The sequence below is a fragment of the Blautia sp. XA-2221 genome (assembly GCF_028767025.1).
Taxonomy (GTDB): domain Bacteria; phylum Bacillota; class Clostridia; order Lachnospirales; family Lachnospiraceae; genus Blautia_A.
Window position 1 is genome coordinate 78983 of sequence record NZ_JAJQXX010000012.1, and the last position, 20762, is coordinate 99744.

The following is a 20762-nucleotide window of genomic DNA, read 5'->3' on the forward strand; positions in this document are numbered from 1 at the left end:
GTACATGGAGAATCAAGCTTCCTCCATGTACTTTCCAACACAATTCTTTTAATTGTATTTTTATTTTTCGAATACAAATTTGTAATCTCCGGATCCTGTTTCTGCCTTCATGCAGCCTTCACACTGAATAAATTCAAGACCATCTGCTTCTGTTACTTTTTTTGCTTTATCAAGACAAATTGTAGCTGTTGTATTTGCAGGTACAGATACATGCAGAACTGCTTTTTCTCCCTGATCTTCCCAGAACGTTTTTACCGTACCATAAACCGACTGATATTCTGCTTTCAGCCAGTCCAGATTACCACCAAATCTCGGATAAATCACTGTATGTTTATATCCCGGCTTTTTCTCATCAATCTCAATGCCTGCCGCAATACGGAACATCCACTCTCCGATTGCACCGTATGCATAATGATTAAAGGAATTCATATCCGGACTCCACATAGTTCCGTCCGGTTTTATACCATCCCAATGCTCCCATACGGTAGTAGCTCCCATTTTTACCTGATACAGCCAGGACGGAAAATCATCTTTCAGAAGAAGATCATAGGCCTCTTTTACATGACCATTCTGACTGAGAGCATGACAGAAATATGGTGTTCCCACAAATCCTGTTACAAGATGCCCCTCTTCCTTATCCAGTAGTTTCAGAAGTCCTTTTACTGTTTTCTCTTTATATTCCTCTGGAACCAGCCCAAAATAAAGCGCTACTATATGGGCAGTCTGAGTCTGAGCAGTCATCACTCCATTTCTATCAAAAAACGTTTTCTGAAATTTTTCCACAATCTTTCTATACAATTTACTATAAACTTTTATCTCCTCTGTTTTACCCAGAACTTCTGCAATTTTTACAAATAATCCTGTTGAATAAGCAAAATATGCTGTACAAGTAAGATCATTCGGAGTCGCTCCAAAATAGCTTCCTTCTTCTGCATCCAGAGCCACCCAGTCACCAAACTGAAGCTTATAATTCCAGATATAATCAACGGAATGATTTTTCATAAAATCAATCCACCCCTTCATACTCTGGTATTGAAGCTTCAAAATTTCTTTATCTCCAAACGTCAGATACATAGTCCAGGGATTGATCACTGCCACGTCCGCCCAAGCTGCCGCAGAATGACTTCCCTGCTGTAACAGCCAGTCTGCCCCTGCATTTCCTGTAATAATATCCGGAACCACATGAGCCACTCCACCCTCAGAGGTCTGATCTGCTTCCACATCTCTTAACCATTTTCTGTAAAATGAATAGGTGTTCATCAAAAAACAGGCAGTTCTACAAAAAATCTGGGCATCTCCCGTCCATCCCAGACGTTCATTTCTCTGTGGACAATCGGTGGGCACATCTACAAAATTCCCCTTTAATCCCCAAAGGATGTTGTGTGCAAGCTGATTCAGGTCCTGATTAGAACATTCAAAACTTCCTGTTTTTTCCATATCTGTATGCAGAGTATATGCCGTAAAATTTTCCACTTCAGGTTTCCCCGGGAAAGAAACTATCTTTGCATACTGAAATCCCATAAAGGTAAACGATGACGCATAGGTGATTTCTTCCTCCCGGGCAAAAGTATATTTCATGGCTTCTTTTGCGCCTCTTAAATTATCCAGATATACATTTCCCTTTGAATCCAGGACCTCAAAACAGTGAAGTTCTATCACATCCCCTGCTTTTCCCCATGCATTAACCCGAATATGTCCTGTCATATTCTGCCCGAAATCAATTACCGTGTCTCCTTCAGGAGTTGTAAAGATTCTTTTTGCAGGAACCTTATCCATTTCTCTTACTTTACCACTTCCCTGAGCAGTAAGAACAGTCATGTCATAATCAACTGCTGAAACTGCTCTCCAGTTTCCTCTTGGATTTCCAGGCTCTGCCCATCCCGGAATCTCTTTTCGGGCATCATAAATTTCTCCGTCATAAATTTCCGCAAAAACAACAGGAGCATCCTCACCAGTCCATGAAGTATCTGTCAGAAGACATTCTTCCCGCCCATCTTCATACCTTACTGTCATCTGAGCCAGAAATGCAGTTCTGTCTCCATAATGATTTCTTGTTTTTTCCAGGCCGTCAAATCCCATTTTTCCTTTATACCAACCGGCTGCCAGAATAGCACCCATAGCATTTTCTCCCTGTTTCAAATCTTCTGTTACTTCATAAGTCTGATAACAAAGATGCTTTCTGTAAGAAGTCCAGCCTGGCGTAAGCTCATCATGTCCTACTTTCTTACCATTAATATAAAAATTATACAAACCAAGAGCTGTAGTACAGACAAACGCCTCTTTTACTTTCCCGTTTATAAAAAAGTCTTTTCTTACATAAGTTCCTTTGGAATTTGCAGCATCCTCCTTATTTTCTGCAGTAATAAATAAAGCTTTCCATTCCTGAACATTCAGAATTCCTGTAATAAAACAGGTCTCTGCCCAACTGCTTTCTTCTTTGCCATCCCATACTTTTACACGGACAAAATATTTTGTCATGGACCTCAGACGAATATCCTTTACAATAATCTGAGCAGAAGAATCTTCCATAACCTTTCCGCTTCTGTATACGCAATCACAGAACTCCTGATCCAGAGCAATATCTAACTCGTATGCTTCCTGTACAATATTCCGTCCATCACTTTCCAGTTTCCATCCAAACTGAGGTATATGATCCATTCCAGTCTGTTCTTTTTCATAATCCATTAAAATCTCTGTAATCTTTAGCATTATCCTCGCCTCCATAAAAATTATATTTTAAATCCATGCGTTTCTGATTTTCTTTACAATACAAAAAAAAGCGCTATTTCTCAATAACGCTTTCCAATAAAAAATTGACCTTTTTTAAGGTATCTGATTTTCTCTTTTCATTTTTCTGTAATAAGCAGGTGTACATCCTGTGGACTCTTTAAATTTTTTATAAAAGAAATTCATATTGTTATATCCGCACAGAGGAATCAATTCTGACATAGAAATATCTGTATTCTCCAGAAGCATCCTGGCCTTTTTCAGCCTCTGTTCCTGCACATGTTCTACAAAGCTTCTTCCGGTTTTTTCTTTTAGAAAAGCTGTCAGATAATTCCCATGTTTTCCGAATACTTTTCCCATTTCCGTCAGTGTACATGTTTCATAATTTTCTTCAATATAGGACAGAAGTTCTATGATTCGAACCTCTCTTGACAGATCATCCCTTTGTCTGGATTCATCTCTTAACGTTCTTAAAAGCTCGGTAAACAGTATATTTATATAACTTTCCAGCACTTCATCTGTTCCGATATCCTGAGAAAAATATTCCACCATAATGTTTTTTATCAACTCATGCACCTGTGGATTTTTATGCGATGGAAAATAAAGATAATGTTCCCTCTTGCGACTTTCTGTAACCGCATCCACAAGAAATTCTGAAACAATTCCCTGGGCTGTCATTCTGCTTAAAAAAGCAGTGTCAAAAAATTCTTTGCGCATAAGAATATTTACAAGAATATCATTTTCTCCTGCCGCTTCAACAGAATGAACTGCGTGGGTATCAAAAATACACACATCTCCCTTTTTTGTAGTAACAGCCTTTCCTTCTATAGTCTGGTAGCATATTCCGGACCACACATAACAAAGTTCAATGTAATCATGTTTATGGGGTCTCACCTTATTAAACCGATCCTGTCTGGTGACAACAATCTTATCTTCCGGCTTCATAAACTGTCGGCTTTCCAAAATATATCCATCTTTTTCCCGGCTTCTCTGATTCCAGAACTCTTCATTTCTGAATTTTTCCGGATACTGATTTTTCATACATTCTTTTTCCAGTTCCGTATACTGACGGATATAACTTTCCAATTCCTGCTCTGTCATTCTCATTCTTTTGTCCACCTGCTTTTTCTGCTGCTGCAGATTTCATTCCACTGACAGTTTCCACATATTTCCTTTCTTTTTTCAGGATGAAGAATAAATTTTTCCACTTTTTCTGTAAGCTCTGTAAATGGAATGATTTCATTTTCCTGCAGTCCGCACAGCAAAAGCACTTTTCTGTCATACTCTTCTACCAGATTTTCTGTAATGCATGTCTGTTCTTTCAGATTTGGACAGGCTGAACAGATTGTATCTCCCCCAACTGTCAGTTTTACATAAACATCCTTTTTTAGAAGTTCAAGTATTTTTCCCATATGAGCTGTAAACCCCTGGGTGTAACCCTTTCCCTCAAAATACGCCAGACACATACCGTGATGAGGCCGCAGACAGATACTGTTTTGTTTTTCTTTCATATTCTCTCCTGATTATAACAAAACCGGGGAAACTCCCCGATTCTGTTTTACATAATATACTTTTTTAATTTTCTGGACAATCCATATGCCAGGGCGATTTTAATAATATCCGGAATAATAAAGGGTATCACGCACCATCCAAGAACAGCCATCAGGCCTACCGGACCGCTTGTTTTCATATAAACAGCCATAAACCATACAGTACCAAAAGCATAGCAGACAATCAGTCCTGCTGCCATGGACAAAATCTGTATTACAGATTTTTTTCCGGGAATTCTTTCCATTGCCCACATAACAAGGGCAGAAAACAAAAATCCTACAATATATCCTCCGGTTGTTCCTGTCAGAATTCCGATTCCTCCGGTCATTCCCGCAAATACAGGAACTCCCACTGCTCCAAGAATAATATAAAGAGCAACGGCTATTGTCCCTCTTCGTCCTCCCAGAACACCTACTGCCATAAATACTGCAAAAGTCTGCAGAGTAAAAGGAACTGCTGTAGGAACTGAAATCCAGGAACAGACTGCCATCAGCACTGCAAATACTGCAATATAAACAAGATCATAGGTTTTACTTTTTGCTGCTGTCGTTGTATTCATCTCTTTCCTCCTGCTGTGACACATTTTGACTGCCTTACTTTAACACAGGAGAAACAGATTGTCAACTTTATTATTATTTTAGTTTACATTTAATCTTTATGATGTACGTGAACATCCATCTGATTATAAGGGATCACAATTCCCTGGGCGTCAAATTCCTCTTTGATCTTCTGATTCAGCCTCCATTTTACAGGCCAGTAAGAATCTGTAGGAACCCATACACGCAATCCCATGATCACTGCACTGTCTGCAAGCTGATCCACAAACACTACCATTTCACTTCTGTCTCCCTGGGTATCCGGATCCTCCAGAAGAATTTTTTCCAGGATTTCTTTTGCCTTCTGAATATTCGAATTATAGGAAATCCCTACTTTTATTTCCAGTTTTCTCGTTTCTTTTGCTGTGACATTAATGATTGTACTGTTGGAAAGTGTTCCGTTTGGCACCACAATTTTTTTGTTATCAATACTAAGGAGTGTGGTATAACACATTTCAATCCTTGCCACAGTTCCCTCACAGCCGTTCTGCTGGTTTTGAATAATATAATCCCCCACCACAAATGGTTTAAAAACCAGAAGAAGAACCCCTCCTGCCAGATTGGCAAGTCCTCCCTGAAGGGCAAGACCTATCGCTACACCAGCTGTGCCCAGAAGAGCTGCCACTGAGGATTCTGTTACGCCCAGGCTGACTGCTATATTAAAAATCAACATCGTGTACAGAACTGCTTTGCCTGCGGAACAGGCAAACTGCACCACTCCTTCGTCCAGACGCGCCCGTTCCATAGAACGTTTCATCAGCTTTACCGCCCAGCGGATCAGCTTTCTTCCTACAAAAAAGACGATTATTGCAAGTATCACTTTCAGACCAAATCCCACAATTGCAGGAATCTGATCAGCCATATATTGTTTCAAATTCAAAATCTCCTTTATATTATCTGATACTCCGCCAAGTCCTATTTCCTCCAGACTCTGGTCTACCTTTTCTACAGTTTCATTTACGGTTTCCATATCCATAATTATCACCCCATTTACTGTGTTTTATCTTATGCTCTTTTATCATACCATAAATTGTTCCTATAAAACACACAGGAATCCTTGTATTTTCCAATCTGTCTTTTTATTATTGTTCACTCCGTTTACAGTCACTTGCTCAAAATACATTCCACATCGCCTCCGGTGATGTCATTTTGTTGTGTATATCTCAAGATTTTGTCATATATATGCCAAAACACCTCGTAGACCCCTTAGAGCAGTACCCTTTTCTACTTTTAACCTCATACTGCCTTTCCTGAAAAAAGCATAAAAAAATCTCCTAAAAACTCCTGAAGTCAAAAGATTTTTCCTATTTAAAAACTATTTCTACAATGCTATAATAAGGACGCTTAGATAATATTTTATAATGGAGGAAACCATGCATATCAAAATTGTCGGGTACGGAAAAGTAGAACGTACCCTTGCCGAGCAGCTTCAGGAGAAAGATATTAACCTGACGCTTATCGACACTGTTGAAAAAAATGTCAACAATATTACTGAGAATATTGATGCTATAGGAATCGTGGGAAACGGAACCAGCACCAATACATTAATGGAGACAGGCACTAGCACTGCCGATATTCTTACTACTGTTACTGCATCCGATGAGCTGAATCTTCCCTGCTTCCTTATCCCAAATGGAGCTGTACGGATTCCACGCAGTCATGATACCGTGAAGGCAGGAGATCATGTAATTATTTCTACTACACACAAGGGACTTCGCAATATCTGCGATATCCTTGAAAAATAAGGGGTGCAGACATGAATTACCGTATTATTTTTTATATTGTTGGATGGGTATTTAATCTTCAGGCAATATTTATGGTTCTTCCATGCCTGGCTGCTGTTATTTATGGCGAAAATGATCTTGGTGCTTTTCTTATCTCCATTGTCATCTGCCTTGCCATCGGTCTTCCTCTGACAAGAAAAAAATCGTGTAACAAAATATTCCACATAAAAGACGGCTGTATTGCAGTTGCCCTGAGCTGGATTGTTCTCAGCATCACCGGGGCGATCCCCTTTATGCTTTCCGGTTCCATCCCGCATCCCATTGATGCGATTTTTGAATCTGTGTCCGGATTTACCACTACCGGTTCCAGTATCCTGACTGATGTGGAGATTCTCCCGAAATCAGTTCTTTTCTGGCGAAGTTTTACCCACTGGATCGGCGGAATGAGTGTGATGGTCTTTCTACTTTCTCTTCTGCCTCTCGCAGGCGGATATCATAGGAATCTGATGAAAGCCGAAAGTCCCGGATCTTCTGTCAGTAAACTTGTGCCAAAAGTACAGTCTACAGCAAAGATCCTTTACACAATTTATCTTGTCATGACAGTCCTGCAGATTATTCTTCTGCTGCTTGGCGGCGTACCGGTGTTTGATTCACTCTGCATCACTTTTGGCTCTGCCGGAACCGGCGGTTTTGGGATTAAAAACGACAGCATGGCAAGCTACAGCACTTATTGTCAGGTAATAACAACTGTTTTTATTATTTTATTTGGCGTAAATTTTTCCGCCTACTATCTGATATTGACAAAGAAATTTAAACAGGCCTTTAAACTTGAAGAATTACGGTATTATTTTGGAATCATTCTTGCTTCCGTGATCCTGATCGCAGTGAATACCCGTCATATGTTCAGCGGATTCGCAGAAGCTTTCCAGCAGTCAGCCTTTCAGGTTGGTTCCATTATTACAACCACCGGTTATTCCAGTACAGATTTCAACCAGTGGCCGGCGCTGTCCAAAACACTCCTGGTCCTTCTCATGTTTATTGGCGCCTGCGCAGGAAGTACAGGCGGAGGTATCAAGGTTTCCCGTATTGTTCTTCTTTGTAAGGCAGCCCGAAAAGAGTTTCAGTTATACCTTCATCCAAATGCGGTAAAAAAACTAAAACTGGATAATAAGGCGGTTTCCCATAATACACTGCGCTCTGTCAGTATCTTTCTCAGTGTTTATCTGCTGATTTTCTGCGGTTCCATCCTGATCATCTCACTGGATAATTTCGACCTGATCACAAATTTTACCGCAGTTGCCGCAACTCTGAATAATATCGGACCAGGCCTTGAAATTGTAGGACCAATGGGAAATTTCAGTTCGTTTTCCTGTCTGTCCAAAAGTGTTATGATTTTCGACATGCTTGCCGGACGACTGGAAATCTTTCCTCTTCTCCTTTTATTTTTGAGGGATACATGGAAAAAATCTTAGCTTTACTATAAAGACATATGTGGTTAGTCTACATTGAAATGCTCTGAACTTGTGATAAAACCTGCCCGAAACACCAACGAAAAGTATTATTTCAGTAATAATATCGCTTTTCATAATTTTTTCAAATTAACATCACAATTTCTTCATATTTATGTTTTATAGTGGTATATGTAGAAAGTTTAGTGCTTTCTATACAAATATTTTTCTTTTTCATACGCGCCGGTACGAAAGTACCGGCCTCCTTCCAATTATGACTTTTTTATAATCCATCTCTATAAAAAAAGCGCCGGGATATTCCCGACGCTTTTTTACATATCTCTGTTATTTCAGATTTTCACTAATCACTTTCCAGATACTGCTGTTCTCAAATCCAAGTTTCCACTGCGCTACGCCTGCAAGCTTATATTTCGGAATGAGTTTTACCTTTTCTGCAATAGATTTTGCATCCTCAAGCCATATTTCATAGCTGGAACCGTCTTTTTCATAAGAAGCTGTATTCTGTCCTACACTACCGTCCCATATAGGCTCCGCCTTATTTTCTTTTATTGCCTTCTGTGCCTGATCCATTCCAATGGCCTCACTGGTCAGAGCGCCTCCGGTTATTTTCCAGAGTCTTGTATAAAATGGAATTGCCAGAATGGTCCGTTCTGCCGGTACTTCTGTCAGAGTATCCACAACCCCTTTTTCTACCCATGGAAGAGAAGCCACTGATCCCGGTTCTTCTGAACCTACATAATGCTCATCATATCCCATGATGATAACGTAATCCACAACCTCTCCCTGTTCACCTCTGTCATAATGGCTGGTAAAATCTTCAGGTACCGGATTATCCACTGACAGAACAAGATTTCTCTTATGACACTCAATCGACAATTCTCTCAAAAACTGCAGGAAATGCGGTCCCGCATCTTCACTGAGCGTTTCAAAATCCACATTGATTCCGTCAAGTCCTGTTTTTTCTGCAGAACTCATCAGCTGACTGATAATATTCTGGCGTGAGGAAAGCTGAGACAGGGTATCTGTTGTACTTACATCTGCAGTAAAGTTATCGATCAATCCCCACACCTTCATTCCTCTGTCATGCGCCTGACGGACATAATCAGCAGAGGATATATCCGCAATGTTCCCCTGTGTATCCTGCAAATAGAACCAGGTAGGAGAAATAACATTCACTCCGCTTACATTTGCTACTGCATCAGCAAAATAGGCATTTGCTTCTGCTGACGTCACCTGATGCCAGGACAGGTTCACCGGCTCTTCCATAGTCAGATGCTGATATTCTTCTCTCTGAAACTCTCTCTCAAAATCTCTGGTTTCCGGAGCAGACACATCCTTCTTTTTCACAAATCCGATGTATCCGTCCATTGTAGCAGCCTTCACCCATTCTTCATATTCCTCCATAAAGAACAGAGTATCGCCCTTTTTGGCTTCTGTAAGAACCGGTGACTTGATACCACCTCGATAACGGACATATGTATCCTTTTTTACAGTTGCCGTATTTACGCCGGTAAACTGATTCTGGATAATGATCCTGGACGGATTTTCGCCCATATATACATCCATATCTGTATATTTCTGAACAAACGGCAAGCTTAAAAATACTCTTCCATCTCTCAGCCATACATCTCCATCTCCGTTCTGAGATGCCGAATATGTCTGAAGTTCAGAGGGAGTTGCATAAAGAACCTGCTGATTTGCGCTGTCCCAGTAATATCTCTGATTCAGATGAGCCGATACAAACTCCAGCGGAAGATAAATCTGATCATTGGATGTTGCTGCACGCTCCTCCATAATTTCTGTTCCAAGGACAATCACCGACTCTCCCTCTGCAGTGCTTCCATAATATTCATTCAGATCCATGAGTTCTTTTGTTGGAATGTATTTTTTCACCACATGAATTCCAAGCCCTGCTACGGCAAACAGAAGAATCAGAACACAGACAATCACTGCCGGCATATACTGTTTCTTCATTTGCTTTTTTACCTGCTTTTTCATTCGCTTTTTCCTTTCAGTTAAGAACTATATGTTTCACTAGCTTCCTCTTATGTTAAAAAGGCTGTTCCATTATATCATACTTTCGTGTAATTGCATTATAAAATCATACTTTTTATATTTTTTTCATATTTCAGGGATACTCCGCATGGTCAGGCATGAGAGGGGAATTCCTGCCTTTTACGGAATATCCCTGTTCTCCATTGTATATCATCCATGCTTTTGCACAAAATTCTTTTGTATTGTGTGATATATTTTCTCCTCTTCCCTCCTTTCACAGATTTTTGAAAGCACCCGTAGGTTTCTGAAAAATCTCTGTATGCAAAAGAAACCTTATCTGAAAAAATCCGTGGGACTTATACCGTTGCCGCAACGAGAATGTTGCATGACTGTAAACTGGCAATCATATATTTTGAGAAAAGAAATCAGTCAGTATGTAAGCGTGATCTGTGTGATACTCTGCTGTTTCCATTACATTCAGAATGATTTTTCTGTTTTCATTATACCCTGTTCTTATTCTTATGCAATAGGTTTCAGCAAATTATAAGATTTTTTTGATTTTGTTTTTAAATATTTTATATTTAGGTAAATTGAATTTCTTTACATTATCCATATTTGTGGTATATAATATATGCTAAGTTGATATGTATTTTTTTGCTGTAAACCAATAAAGTATTGACACTATCCTGTAAAAATGGCATCACCTGCATGTATGAGTATAATAATATATGTACATGGTAAAAAGACAGGATAAAAAGAATAGGATGTGATTATATGAAAATAGAAAAAATTAACGAAAATCAGATTCGTTGTACCCTGACTCGTGAGGATTTGGAGCTTCATCAGATCCGTCTCAGCGAACTTGCCTACGGTTCCGAAAAGGCAAAAAAACTTTTTCGTGATATGATGGAGCAGGCACAGATGGAGTTCGGATTTGAAGCAGATAATATCCCTCTGATGATTGAAGCAATCCCAGTTACAACAGACAGCATCATTCTTATTATCACCAAAGTAGAAGATCCTGAGGAACTGGACACCCGTTTTTCCAAATTTACCCCCTTCAAAAATCAGGGACAGGGAGATCCGATCCAGCTTGACGGAGCAGACAATATCATAGATCTTTTTCAGAAGCTCTGTGAGTCCAAACTGAAATCCGTTTCCAAAAAAGACACTTCTGAGAATAAAAAGACAACTGAAGAAAAAACCGAACAGGAAACTCCAGCTGTTAATATGATCCGTCTGTTTGTTTTTTCCCGCCTGGATGATGTGATTGCAGCTTCTCACGGACTGAACGGATTTTTTACAGGTCAGAATACCCTGTACCGTAACACGGAAAATGACCAGTATCTTCTTGTTCTTCATCAGTCTGAATCTTCTCCAGAAGACTTTAACAAAGTATGTAATATCCTCTCAGAGTACGGAAGCAGCAAGGCTTTCTCTGCCTCAGGAGAAGCATATCTCAGAGAGCATGGAAAACTGGTTTCCCAAAATGCACTTCAACAGCTCGTACAGCTTTAACAGATACAAAAAGGACATCCTGTGGGATGTCCTTTTTGTATCTGTGTGTTCTCTCTGCGTATTTATTATTTTGCAAGAAAATCATTGAGCTGCTGAACAAGAATATCTGCATCAAATCCATGAACCATAGCAGCCTCTTCCAGAGACTCCATCTGTGAAGACGGGCAGCCGATGCAATGCATTCCCATTCTCATAAGAATTGCAGCGCAGTTCGGATCTATTCTGAGAAGTTCACCAATTGTTGTTTCTTTGGAAACCTGTGCCATTTCTGCTACCTCCTTTTATAATATGCAGAAAATCCATACATCATTTCCTGCGTGTTATGCTGTTTATAGCACATTTATTATAATATAAAAATCAGCGGGAATCAACGGGCTAATTATAAAAATATGTTTATAATTTTATACTTGTAATCCTTTGTAAGATATATTAGAATAGCACTATAGAACCTTTCGGGGGACTAATGAGAAAAAAGGAGGATACTATAATGGCATACGTAATTTCAGACGAATGTGTAAGCTGCGGTTCCTGTGCTGCTGAGTGCCCATCTGAGGCAATCTCTGAAGGTGCAGATCATTTCGAGATCGATGCAGACGCTTGCGTTGACTGTGGAACATGTGCAGATGTCTGTCCTACAGAGGCTATCCAGCCAGGAGAATAATCCAACGGACTACATACAGAAAAAGAAGAGCTGCAGCAAGGCTGTGGCTCTTCTTTCATTTTTATATATTCTTATGTATTTTCAGGGTTCTCCCTGATTTTTTATCCGCGGATGCGGCAGCGGCCTCACGTCTTGCAAGCTGCTGTCTTCGGATTGCAAGATCAAGCGATCGATATCTCTCCTCATCTTCATTTTGGGATTGTATTTCCTGTGTGATCAGCCTTTCCAGGATTGTCTGAAATTCCAGGATCTTAGGGTTTACGGATTCTTCTGCCGCACTGTCCTCTACAGAATATACAGCTTCCTCTGAAAAATCTTCATTTGCAGATACCTCTCCTTCCAAAAGACGTATCTTGCTGTCAGAAGAACCCGGAGCCGTACGGGCGATCTGAGGAATCAGTTCTTTGATTGCCCGAAGCTGCAGACCTCTCTTCTTCAGTTCTCTGATATTCAGAAAAAGCTGAATATCATATCTGGTGTAGTAGCGGTGACCAAGCTCATTTCTCTGGATGTGAAGGTCAAGCTCATCCTCCCAGTAGCGCATGACATATGGCTTCACCCCCGTCATTTCTGATGCCTGTCTGACTGTATATCTTGTCTCCATACCGCACCTCCTACATCTCAAATTATAACAGAGTACATGAGTATTTCAACAAAAACCGTTCGACAGATTTCCCCTGAAGCAATCCATTTTTGCTGTTCCCGATAAACTTCATCAAAATACATTACAAATGACTTCCAACGCTGACATTTTTCCCTGTATATATCGTATTTTTTACAAAATATGTCAAAACGCACCGCAAAGCAGGATTAAAAATAAATGTTGGGATATGATAATGTTAAATTAATCATCTATCCTAACATCTTTCATTTAAAAACGAAAAAGAATCTTCCATATTTCACCTGACTGGTTTCAAATACAGAAGATCCTCTTATAGAATCCTATTTCTTCATATTTACAAACTGTGTATACCTTGGCAGCCATACCAGCTCAATGGTTCCAATGGGGCCGTTACGTTGTTTGGCAATAATGACCTCGGCAATGTCTTTTTTTTCTGTATCCTTATGATAATAGTCATCTCTGTACAAAAACATTACCACATCCGCATCCTGCTCAATCGCTCCGGATTCTCGAAGGTCAGAAAGCATTGGCCTGTGATCCGGTCTTTGCTCTACTGCACGGCTTAACTGAGACAGTGCAATCACCGGAACTCCCAACTCACGGGCAAGCGCTTTCAACGAACGGGAAATATCTGAAATTTCCTGCTGTCTGGAATCACTTTTTCCACTTCCGCTCATCAGCTGCAGATAGTCGATCATGATAATACCAAGATTATGTTCCAACTTGTACTTTCTGCATTTAGAACGCATTTCTGCAATGCTGATACCCGGCGTATCATCAATGATCAGATTAGAGCGTCCAATAATATCCGCCCCTTCTACCAGTTTTGTCCAATCCTCATCTTTCAGATTACCGGTTCTCATGTTCTGGGAATCCACATGAGATTCCATTGCCAACAGTCGGTTTACAAGCTGTTCCTTTGACATCTCAAGACTGAAGATCGCTACTGTAACATTTTTGCGGAATGCCATATACTGTGCGATATTCAGTACAAAAGCGGTCTTTCCCATAGAGGGGCGGGCCGCGATCAGAACAAGATCTGAGGGATGCATACCTGAAGTTTTGTAATCCAGATCAACAAAACCTGTAGGAATTCCAGTAACGCTTCCCTTCAACTTGGAGGCTTTTTCAATATTGTTGATGGCATTCAGAACCACCTGCTGAATCGGAACATAATCGCCCCCAATACTTCTCTGAAGAATACTAAAAAGTTTTTTTTCTGCCTCTTCCAAAAGAGTTTCGGTATTTTCTTTTTCCAGGTAACAGCTGTTTGCCACCTCCTCCGTAGTCCTTATAAGACGCCGAAGAAGAGCTTTTTCACTTACAATATTCGCATAATATTTTATGTTTGCAGAAGTAGGAACTGCCTCCAGAAGTTCTCTGACATATTCCATACTGCTGATATCCGGAGGAAGATCTTTTTCCTTCAGTCTGTTCTGAAGAGTAATCAGATCAACCGGCTGTCCTTCATTGCACAGCTCCACCATAGCGTCAAAAATAATGCCGTACTGGTTCTGATAAAAATCATCACTTGTAAGGATTTCAGACGCAACGAGAATCGCATCCCTGTCCATAAGCATGGAGCCGATCACCGACTGTTCTGCTTCAATACTGTGAGGAAGTATTCTCCTGACCAGTGCTTCTTCCATACTGTGGGTGCCTCCATTTTATGCTTCTTTGATCCAGACCTTAAGACTTCCGGTCACCTTTGGATGCAGTTTCACGCCAACCTGAGTTACACCCAGATTACGGATCGGACCGTCAAGCTGAAGCTTCTTTTTATCAATATCCAGATTCAGCTGAGATTTTACAGCCTCGGAAATTTCTTTTGCCGAAACAGAACCAAAAGTTCTTCCGCCTTCTCCTACCTTCAGAGTAAGAATAACTTCCTTTGTTTCCAAATCCTTTGCGAATGCCTGGGCAGCCTCCAGATTTTCCTGTGCTACTTTTTCTTCATTTGCCTTCTGAAGCTTCAGGTCATTAAGATTTTTCGGTGTTGCCTCAACGCCCAGTTTCTTTGGCAGGATCATATTTCTGGCATAGCCATCACTGACATTTACAATCTGACCTTTTTTTCCAAGAGATTTGACATCCTCTAATAAAATTACTTTCATTTTGTTTCCTTTTCCTCCTGATACATTTCATCAATAATGTTCTTCAGCATCTCTTCAACTTCAGGCATTGGTTTCTTCACCTGCGCTCCTGCAATGTTCAGATGACCTCCACCACCCATTTTTTCCATTAATACCTGGACATTTACCTCATCAATGGCTCTAGCGCTGATATACACCTCATTATTATAAGGCGTCAGCACAAAAGATGCTTTCACACCTGCAATATTTAAAAGCTCGTTTGCCGCCTGTGCTCCCACTACAGTTGGACTTTCCAGTCCCTCGCTTGGACATTTTGCAATGGCAAAACATTCTTTATAGATGCTGGCTGTACGAACAGCCTCCGCACGTGCCTTATATGAATCAATATTATCTCTGAGAAGCTTGCGCACCCTTGTCATATCCGCACCGCTGCGTCTTAAAAATGCAGCTGCCTCAAAGGTACGTACACCGGCTCTGGTAATAAAATTGTTGGTATCGATCATAATACCTGCATAAATACAGTCTGCCTCTATATTTCTCAGTCTCAGATCATCTGAGAAATACTGAAGGATCTCTGCTACCATTTCACAGGTAGAAGATGCATACGGCTCCACATAAGAAAGTACTGCATTCTGAATAATCTCATTTCCTCTGCGGTGATGATCAAGAACAACAATTGTTTTTGTCATATACAAAAGTTCCTGACATTCAGTATAGCTGGGCTTGTTCGTATCCACTACCACCACTACTGTATTATTATCCACAAGCTCCATCGCCTGATTCCTGTCTATAAACATAGACGGTTCGTAATCTGGATTGTTCAGGTATCCAGCCATCAATGGTCTAATGGAGGTAGACGGATCGTTTACTACAATATGCACCGGTTTACCCAGAGTTTTTCCTGCACGGTAAATACCAATCGCTGCTCCCAGCGCATCCACATCTGTGATCTTATGCCCCATAACAACCACACGTTCCTTGGTGCTCATAAACTCCTTCAGCGCCTGTGCCTTTACACGGGCTTTTACCCGGGTTGTCTTTTCCATCTGCTGGGCCTTGCCGCCATAATAAGTGATGCTGTCTCCATTTTTGATCACCACCTGATCGCCTCCACGGCCCAGAGCCATTTCAATGGCAATTCGGCAATACTCATAATTCTGAAGATACGTAGCCGCATTAAGTCCGATTCCTATACTGAGGGTGACAGTCATTTCATTTCCGATATTGACAGTCTTGACCTCCTCCAGAATATGGAATTTCTGTTCTTTCAGCGCTTCCAAAGAGCTCTGGCGCATGATCAGGAAATATTTATCCTTTTCAAGTTTACGCACCAGACCATCATAATTAGAAAAATATTTTGTGATCTTTCTGTCTATTAAAGCAATCAGAAGAGAACGCCTTACATCTTCCACACTCTCAAGAGCCTCTTCATAGTTATCCAGATATGCCAGCGCCACTACAAGCTTGTTGTCCTCATTTGCCTTAATATAATCTTTCAGTTCTGTTTCATCATACAGATACATCGCAATCAGGCTTGTATTTTCAGAAAGTCCCTCCAGAACTTCCGAATGAACCATTGCTTCTCCCAAAAGAACACGCTGCATGGAAATACGGTATATACAGTCTCCGACCTGCGTACTGATCTCGGATATCTCTTTTTCTTCCGGAACAGGAAGCTTGTCCGGTGTAATATCCGGGAAAATCGTGTTGATATTTTTTCTGTAAAACTGATCTTTTCCTGTAAGCTGTGCAAATACCTTATTGCACCATATCATTCTCCCCTGCATATCCATGATCGCATAGGGCAGTGCCAGCTCCTCCAGAACTCTTTTTTCGAGAAATTCATACTGGCTCGCAAATGCCACCAGATCATTAAACATCTGAGGCCTGTGGTAACAGAAAATGCCCACAGCGCAGGCCAGATAAATCAGTGCTCCCAGCGTAACAACCGCTCCCGCTTTCACATCTATCGCATAAACCACTATGTTCAGGATGATCAGAAGAGCTGTCAGATACAGGGGCCATCTCGTCAGATGCTTCAGATGACCTTTTAATTTGAATTTACCATCCATAATCTTCATTACCATTCTTTTTATAAATTTTACATGTTCCTTTTTGTTTGACAAAACATATTATAACAGATTTCAGTGCTTTTTTCCATATAAATAATGAGATAAAAAAACCGCTGCCATTAATCGGCAGCGGCATCAGGGTCAAATTAGTCCTGAACGTATGGCATCAGGGAAAGATGACGTGCTCTCTTAATAGCAACTGTCAGAGCTCTCTGATGTTTTGCACAGTTTCCTGTAATTCTTCTCGGAAGGATTTTACCTCTCTCAGAAACATATTTTCTGAGTTTTGCTACATCCTTGTAATCGATTTCATTGTTTTCTTTACCGCAGAATACACAAACTTTTTTTCTTCTGCGTCCGCCTCTTCTTTTCATAGGAGAGTCCGGTCTTTCGCCTCTATTGTAAGCCATGATGGTTTCCTCCTGTTTTTCTTTCAATTTGATTGACTAAGAAATCCTGACCTTTCACCTGGAAAATCAGTTTTCCCTCTTTTGTTCGTCGTTCATTTCATACTCCGGCTTTAGTTGAACGGCAATTCCTCATCAATTCCATCCGGGATATTCATGAAGCCGTCTGCGCTTGCAGCGCTTGGACTTGGCATGGACGGTGCGGAAGGAGCCACGCTCTGCTGCGGATGAGATGCTGCATAGTTATCACTTGCGGCCTTGCTCTCAGCAAATTCCTGTTCCTCAACAACCACTTCTGTAGTATACACCTTCTGTCCTTCTCTGTTTGTATAGCTTCCTGTCTGGATGCGTCCACTAACTACGATACGGATTCCCTGATGAAAATATTTTTCTGCAAACTCTGCTCCACGTCCGAATACTACACAGCTGATAAAATCAGCAGATGCCTCTCCGTCTCTGCGGAACCGTCTGTCTACTGCCAGTGTATATCTGGCTATTGCCAGAGCATTTTCTCCTGCGGAATATCTAACCTCAGGATCTCTTGTTAAGCGACCCATTAAAATTACTTTGTTCATTTTTCTACCTCTTTCTTTCAGTAAGTGAACGGGTTCTAATGGTGCTTTCTAAAATCCATGTGTAAAAAGATTATGCGTCTTTACGAACGACTAAGTATCTTAATACGTTGTCCATGATGCGTACATGTCTTTCTACTTCCGCCGGACACTCTGCATCTGCTTCAAACTGAATGAAATAGTAGAAGCCTTCATGCATTTTCTGAATTTCGTAAGCTAATTTCTTCTTACCCCATTCTTCTACTTCTGTGATCACGCCGTTGTAACGTGTAATGTAGCCTTTTGCTTTCTCTACTACTGCATCACGTACTTCGTCTTCAACTTTTGCGCTCACAACTAATGCTAACTCGTACTTGTTCATGCTTTTTACCTCCTTGTGGTCTTTATGGCCCTCTGTACTGTCAGAGAGCAAGGATATGAAAATATATCACAGTTGTTTATTCTATCATAGGGTTTCCCGGTTGTAAAGAACTTTTTGTCGAATCTCTCATTTATTTTTTTAACTCAGTTTAAATAAGCCGATACAAAATTTCACACGATAAAATCCATAATATAGCATCCCCGTAAATCTGGGTATATTCCTTTTCCACTGCCCGGTCACCTTCCGGCAAAATACTTCTTCACAGACGCAAGGAATTCTTACCCTGTTTTTCTTGTTATGGCAAAAACTATATTCTGGGCATTGTAATTTGTTTCTTTATTTTATAAGCTGCCATCCTTCTAAAATATCACTTCTTAATTACTATTCACTCAGTACCCGAAATGCAGGTGAAATATTGTTCAAATTACTTTCATTGAAATTATTTCACTCTGTTTTTCTTAGTATCCCAGCAAAAATCCCCCAATCCCCCAGCGAATTTTTCATGTAAACAATAACTGCCTGTAAACAGATGTCTTTCCCTTGCGCTCTTAGCTTGACAAGCTTCCTTCCTTTCTTCTATACTGATTCTAAATAACAAGGGCAGTTTACTGATAATACGCCCATTAAAAGGAGGCTTTTTATATGCTTTTAAAAAATGGTTTTCTTATAAATCCTAAAACCCATGCGCAGGAATTTACAGATATCCGTATTCAGAATGGCAGAATTACGCAGATTTCATCTGATCTTGTTCCTGAAAATAATGAAGAAATTCTTGATCTTACCGGTCTGACTGTTGCACCGGGCCTTGTTGACACTCATATTCATTTCCGTGATCCCGGCCTTACCTATAAGGAAGATCTCCATACCGGCGCTCTTGCCGCTGCCAAAGGCGGCGTAACCTCTGTAATCTGTATGGCAAATACAAAACCGGTTGTAGATTCTGTTGAAACTCTTACCGATATCCTGACACGGGCAAAAAAAGAAAAAATCAATATTTACCAGACCGCTGCCGTATCCCAGGGACTTAAAGGAGAGATCATGAATGATTTTAAATCCCTAAAGAATGCTGGCGCCTGCGGTTTTACAGATGACGGCATTCCCCTTCTTAATGCAGAATTCTGCAGCCGTGCCATGGAAAAAGCAGCAGAATTAAATATGCCCATCAGCCTTCATGAAGAGGATAAAAGTTTTATTTCAAATAACGGAATCAATGCAGGCGCTGTATCGGATAAGCTTGGAATTGCAGGTTCTCCCGCAGTTGCCGAAGACGTCATGGTTGCCCGTGACTGTATGCTTGCTCTTCACACTAAGGCTCCTGTTGTGATCCAGCATATCAGTTCCGGTACTTCCGTTGCTCTTGTACGTCTTGCAAAAGAACTAGGTGCGGATATCCATGCCGAAGCCACCCCTCATCATTTTACTCTTACTGATGAGGCTGTTCTCACTTATGGTACTCTTGCTAAAATGAACCCTCCTCTGCGTACAGAAAAAGATCGGCAGGCAATTATTTCAGGTCTGAAAGACGGAACTATTGATCTGATTGCCACCGATCATGCTCCTCACAGCGCTGAGGAAAAATCCAAACCTATCACAGAAGCTCCAAGTGGTATTACAGGACTGGAAACCTCTCTTGGTCTTGGTATCACTAATCTGGTAAAGAAAGGGTTCCTGACTCTTGAAGAGCTTCTGGAAAAAATGACCTGCAATCCTGCCGATCTTTATCATCTTCCCGGCGGTTCTGTTGAGGAGGGCCTTCCTGCCGATCTGGTAATCTTTAATCCAGATGAAACATGGACTGTAGATTCTTTCCTGTCCAAATCTTCCAATACACCATTCAAAGGGATGGAACTGTATGGAAAAATCCATTACACTATCTGCAGAGGAGAGATTGTCTATAAAAACTGATATCTGATCTGCACTTATTTAAACTAATCCATATTTTCTCGGAGGACGTATCCCAACCCATTCATCGGTACCGGATTGTCCTCCGTATTTTACTCTTACTAATGAGGCTGTTCTTACTTAAAAAGCTTGATACAGAGCCTAAAAAATAATTACAAAATAGCCATATATACAAAAAAGAGCCTTATTTCTAAGACTCTTTAGAGAGGTGCCACCCGGATTTGAACCGGGGATAGAGGTGTTGCAGACCTTTGCCTTACCACTTGGCTATGGCACCAGATATTATATTGTATGCATTTCCTTAAAGGAAAATGACTCCAAGGGGATTTGAACCCCTGTTACCGCCGTGAAAGGGCGGTGTCTTAACCGCTTGACCATGGAGCCAATTATTATTTTGTTAGGCTTCATGCCCAAACTCCCCCTGTTGGACTCGAACCAACGACACTGCGGTTAACAGCCGCATGCTCTACCGACTGAGCTAAGGAGGAATAG

General features: G+C 40.7%; 19 protein-coding genes and 3 tRNA genes. 5 read left to right on the plus strand and 17 right to left on the minus strand.

The features are described from left to right. Positions 1–60: 60 nt before the first annotated feature. From LU279_RS10610 to LU279_RS10630, 5 genes are all read right to left on the minus strand, one after another. Entirely contained in the window at positions 61–2709 is a 2649-nt protein-coding gene (locus LU279_RS10610; protein WP_274422479.1) for an alpha-L-rhamnosidase, read from the minus strand. A gap of 114 nt (positions 2710–2823) precedes the next feature. After that, the gene (locus LU279_RS10615) at positions 2824–3834 is read right to left on the minus strand and encodes an AraC family transcriptional regulator (RefSeq protein ID WP_274422480.1); all 1011 of its coding nucleotides are present in this window, start codon (positions 3832–3834) and stop codon (positions 2824–2826) included. Further along, entirely contained in the window at positions 3831–4238 is a 408-nt protein-coding gene (locus LU279_RS10620; protein ID WP_274422481.1) for a DUF1284 domain-containing protein, read from the minus strand. The genes LU279_RS10615 and LU279_RS10620 overlap by 4 nt, the downstream gene beginning before the upstream one ends. A 47-nt stretch (positions 4239–4285) precedes the next feature. Continuing rightward, positions 4286–4837, minus strand: a complete 552-nt coding sequence (locus LU279_RS10625) for a biotin transporter BioY (RefSeq protein WP_274422482.1) — start codon at positions 4835–4837, stop codon at positions 4286–4288. 89 nt (positions 4838–4926) lie between these two features. Next, complete coding sequence (locus LU279_RS10630; protein WP_330684656.1) at positions 4927–5850, minus strand: mechanosensitive ion channel family protein; 924 nt, start codon at positions 5848–5850, stop codon at positions 4927–4929. A 397-nt stretch (positions 5851–6247) separates the two neighbouring features. On the opposite strand from LU279_RS10630, the gene LU279_RS10635 reads away from it, so the two are divergent. Beyond that, positions 6248–6619: an NAD-binding protein gene (locus LU279_RS10635; protein ID WP_274422483.1), complete on the plus strand. Its 372-nt coding sequence runs from the start codon at positions 6248–6250 to the stop codon at positions 6617–6619. An 11-nt stretch (positions 6620–6630) separates the two neighbouring features. Then, positions 6631–8070 carry a TrkH family potassium uptake protein gene (locus tag LU279_RS10640; RefSeq protein ID WP_274422484.1) on the plus strand — a complete coding sequence of 480 codons (1440 nt, stop codon included), beginning with the start codon at positions 6631–6633 and terminating at the stop codon, positions 8068–8070. A 321-nt stretch (positions 8071–8391) separates the two neighbouring features. Here the strand turns inward: LU279_RS10640 and LU279_RS10645 are convergent, their stop codons facing one another. Continuing rightward, a complete protein-coding gene (locus LU279_RS10645) occupies positions 8392–10065 on the minus strand; it encodes a glycosyl hydrolase family 18 protein (RefSeq protein WP_274422485.1) in 1674 nt (557 codons plus the stop codon). Positions 10066–10836: 771 nt separating this feature from the next. Here LU279_RS10645 and LU279_RS10650 point away from each other — a divergent pair. Further along, positions 10837–11580 carry an adaptor protein MecA gene (locus tag LU279_RS10650; RefSeq protein ID WP_274422486.1) on the plus strand — a complete coding sequence of 248 codons (744 nt, stop codon included), beginning with the start codon at positions 10837–10839 and terminating at the stop codon, positions 11578–11580. A 65-nt stretch (positions 11581–11645) separates the two neighbouring features. Here the strand turns inward: LU279_RS10650 and LU279_RS10655 are convergent, their stop codons facing one another. Further along, on the minus strand, positions 11646–11846 hold the full coding sequence (locus LU279_RS10655; protein WP_274422487.1) for a DUF1858 domain-containing protein: 201 nt from the start codon (positions 11844–11846) through the stop codon (positions 11646–11648). Positions 11847–12067: 221 nt separating this feature from the next. Between LU279_RS10655 and LU279_RS10660 the strand changes: the two genes are divergently transcribed. Continuing rightward, the gene (locus tag LU279_RS10660; RefSeq protein ID WP_274422488.1) at positions 12068–12241 is read left to right on the plus strand and encodes a DUF362 domain-containing protein; all 174 of its coding nucleotides are present in this window, start codon (positions 12068–12070) and stop codon (positions 12239–12241) included. A gap of 61 nt (positions 12242–12302) precedes the next feature. Here LU279_RS10660 and LU279_RS10665 read toward each other — a convergent pair whose 3' ends face one another. The 7 genes from LU279_RS10665 to rpsF form a co-directional block, all read right to left on the minus strand. Beyond that, on the minus strand, positions 12303–12845 hold the full coding sequence (locus tag LU279_RS10665; RefSeq protein ID WP_274422489.1) for a MerR family transcriptional regulator: 543 nt from the start codon (positions 12843–12845) through the stop codon (positions 12303–12305). A 338-nt stretch (positions 12846–13183) separates the two neighbouring features. Further along, positions 13184–14512 (minus strand): replicative DNA helicase, encoded by a 1329-nt coding sequence (gene dnaB / locus LU279_RS10670; RefSeq protein WP_274422490.1) that lies wholly within the window; start codon positions 14510–14512, stop codon positions 13184–13186. 18 nt (positions 14513–14530) lie between these two features. After that, positions 14531–14977: a 50S ribosomal protein L9 gene (rplI, locus tag LU279_RS10675; RefSeq protein WP_274422491.1), complete on the minus strand. Its 447-nt coding sequence runs from the start codon at positions 14975–14977 to the stop codon at positions 14531–14533. Beyond that, positions 14974–17043 carry a DHH family phosphoesterase gene (locus tag LU279_RS10680; RefSeq protein WP_334305588.1) on the minus strand — a complete coding sequence of 690 codons (2070 nt, stop codon included), beginning with the start codon at positions 17041–17043 and terminating at the stop codon, positions 14974–14976. The genes rplI and LU279_RS10680 overlap by 4 nt, the downstream gene beginning before the upstream one ends. Positions 17044–17174: 131 nt before the next feature. Next, the gene (gene rpsR / locus LU279_RS10685; RefSeq protein ID WP_022066584.1) at positions 17175–17438 is read right to left on the minus strand and encodes a 30S ribosomal protein S18; all 264 of its coding nucleotides are present in this window, start codon (positions 17436–17438) and stop codon (positions 17175–17177) included. A 110-nt stretch (positions 17439–17548) separates the two neighbouring features. Beyond that, positions 17549–18010: a single-stranded DNA-binding protein gene (locus tag LU279_RS10690; RefSeq protein ID WP_022066583.1), complete on the minus strand. Its 462-nt coding sequence runs from the start codon at positions 18008–18010 to the stop codon at positions 17549–17551. Positions 18011–18080: 70 nt separating this feature from the next. Beyond that, the gene (gene rpsF, locus LU279_RS10695) at positions 18081–18368 is read right to left on the minus strand and encodes a 30S ribosomal protein S6 (RefSeq protein ID WP_138270781.1); all 288 of its coding nucleotides are present in this window, start codon (positions 18366–18368) and stop codon (positions 18081–18083) included. A 642-nt stretch (positions 18369–19010) separates the two neighbouring features. Here rpsF and LU279_RS10700 point away from each other — a divergent pair. Continuing rightward, positions 19011–20273 (plus strand): dihydroorotase, encoded by a 1263-nt coding sequence (locus LU279_RS10700; protein WP_274422492.1) that lies wholly within the window; start codon positions 19011–19013, stop codon positions 20271–20273. Positions 20274–20476: 203 nt separating this feature from the next. On the opposite strand, the gene LU279_RS10705 is transcribed toward LU279_RS10700, so the two are convergent. From LU279_RS10705 to LU279_RS10715, 3 genes are all read right to left on the minus strand, one after another. Beyond that, positions 20477–20547: transfer RNA gene (locus LU279_RS10705), tRNA-Cys, on the minus strand. A gap of 35 nt (positions 20548–20582) precedes the next feature. Continuing rightward, positions 20583–20654, minus strand: a tRNA-Glu gene (locus tag LU279_RS10710). A gap of 31 nt (positions 20655–20685) precedes the next feature. Continuing rightward, positions 20686–20758: transfer RNA gene (locus LU279_RS10715), tRNA-Asn, on the minus strand. Positions 20759–20762 lie beyond the last annotated feature (4 nt).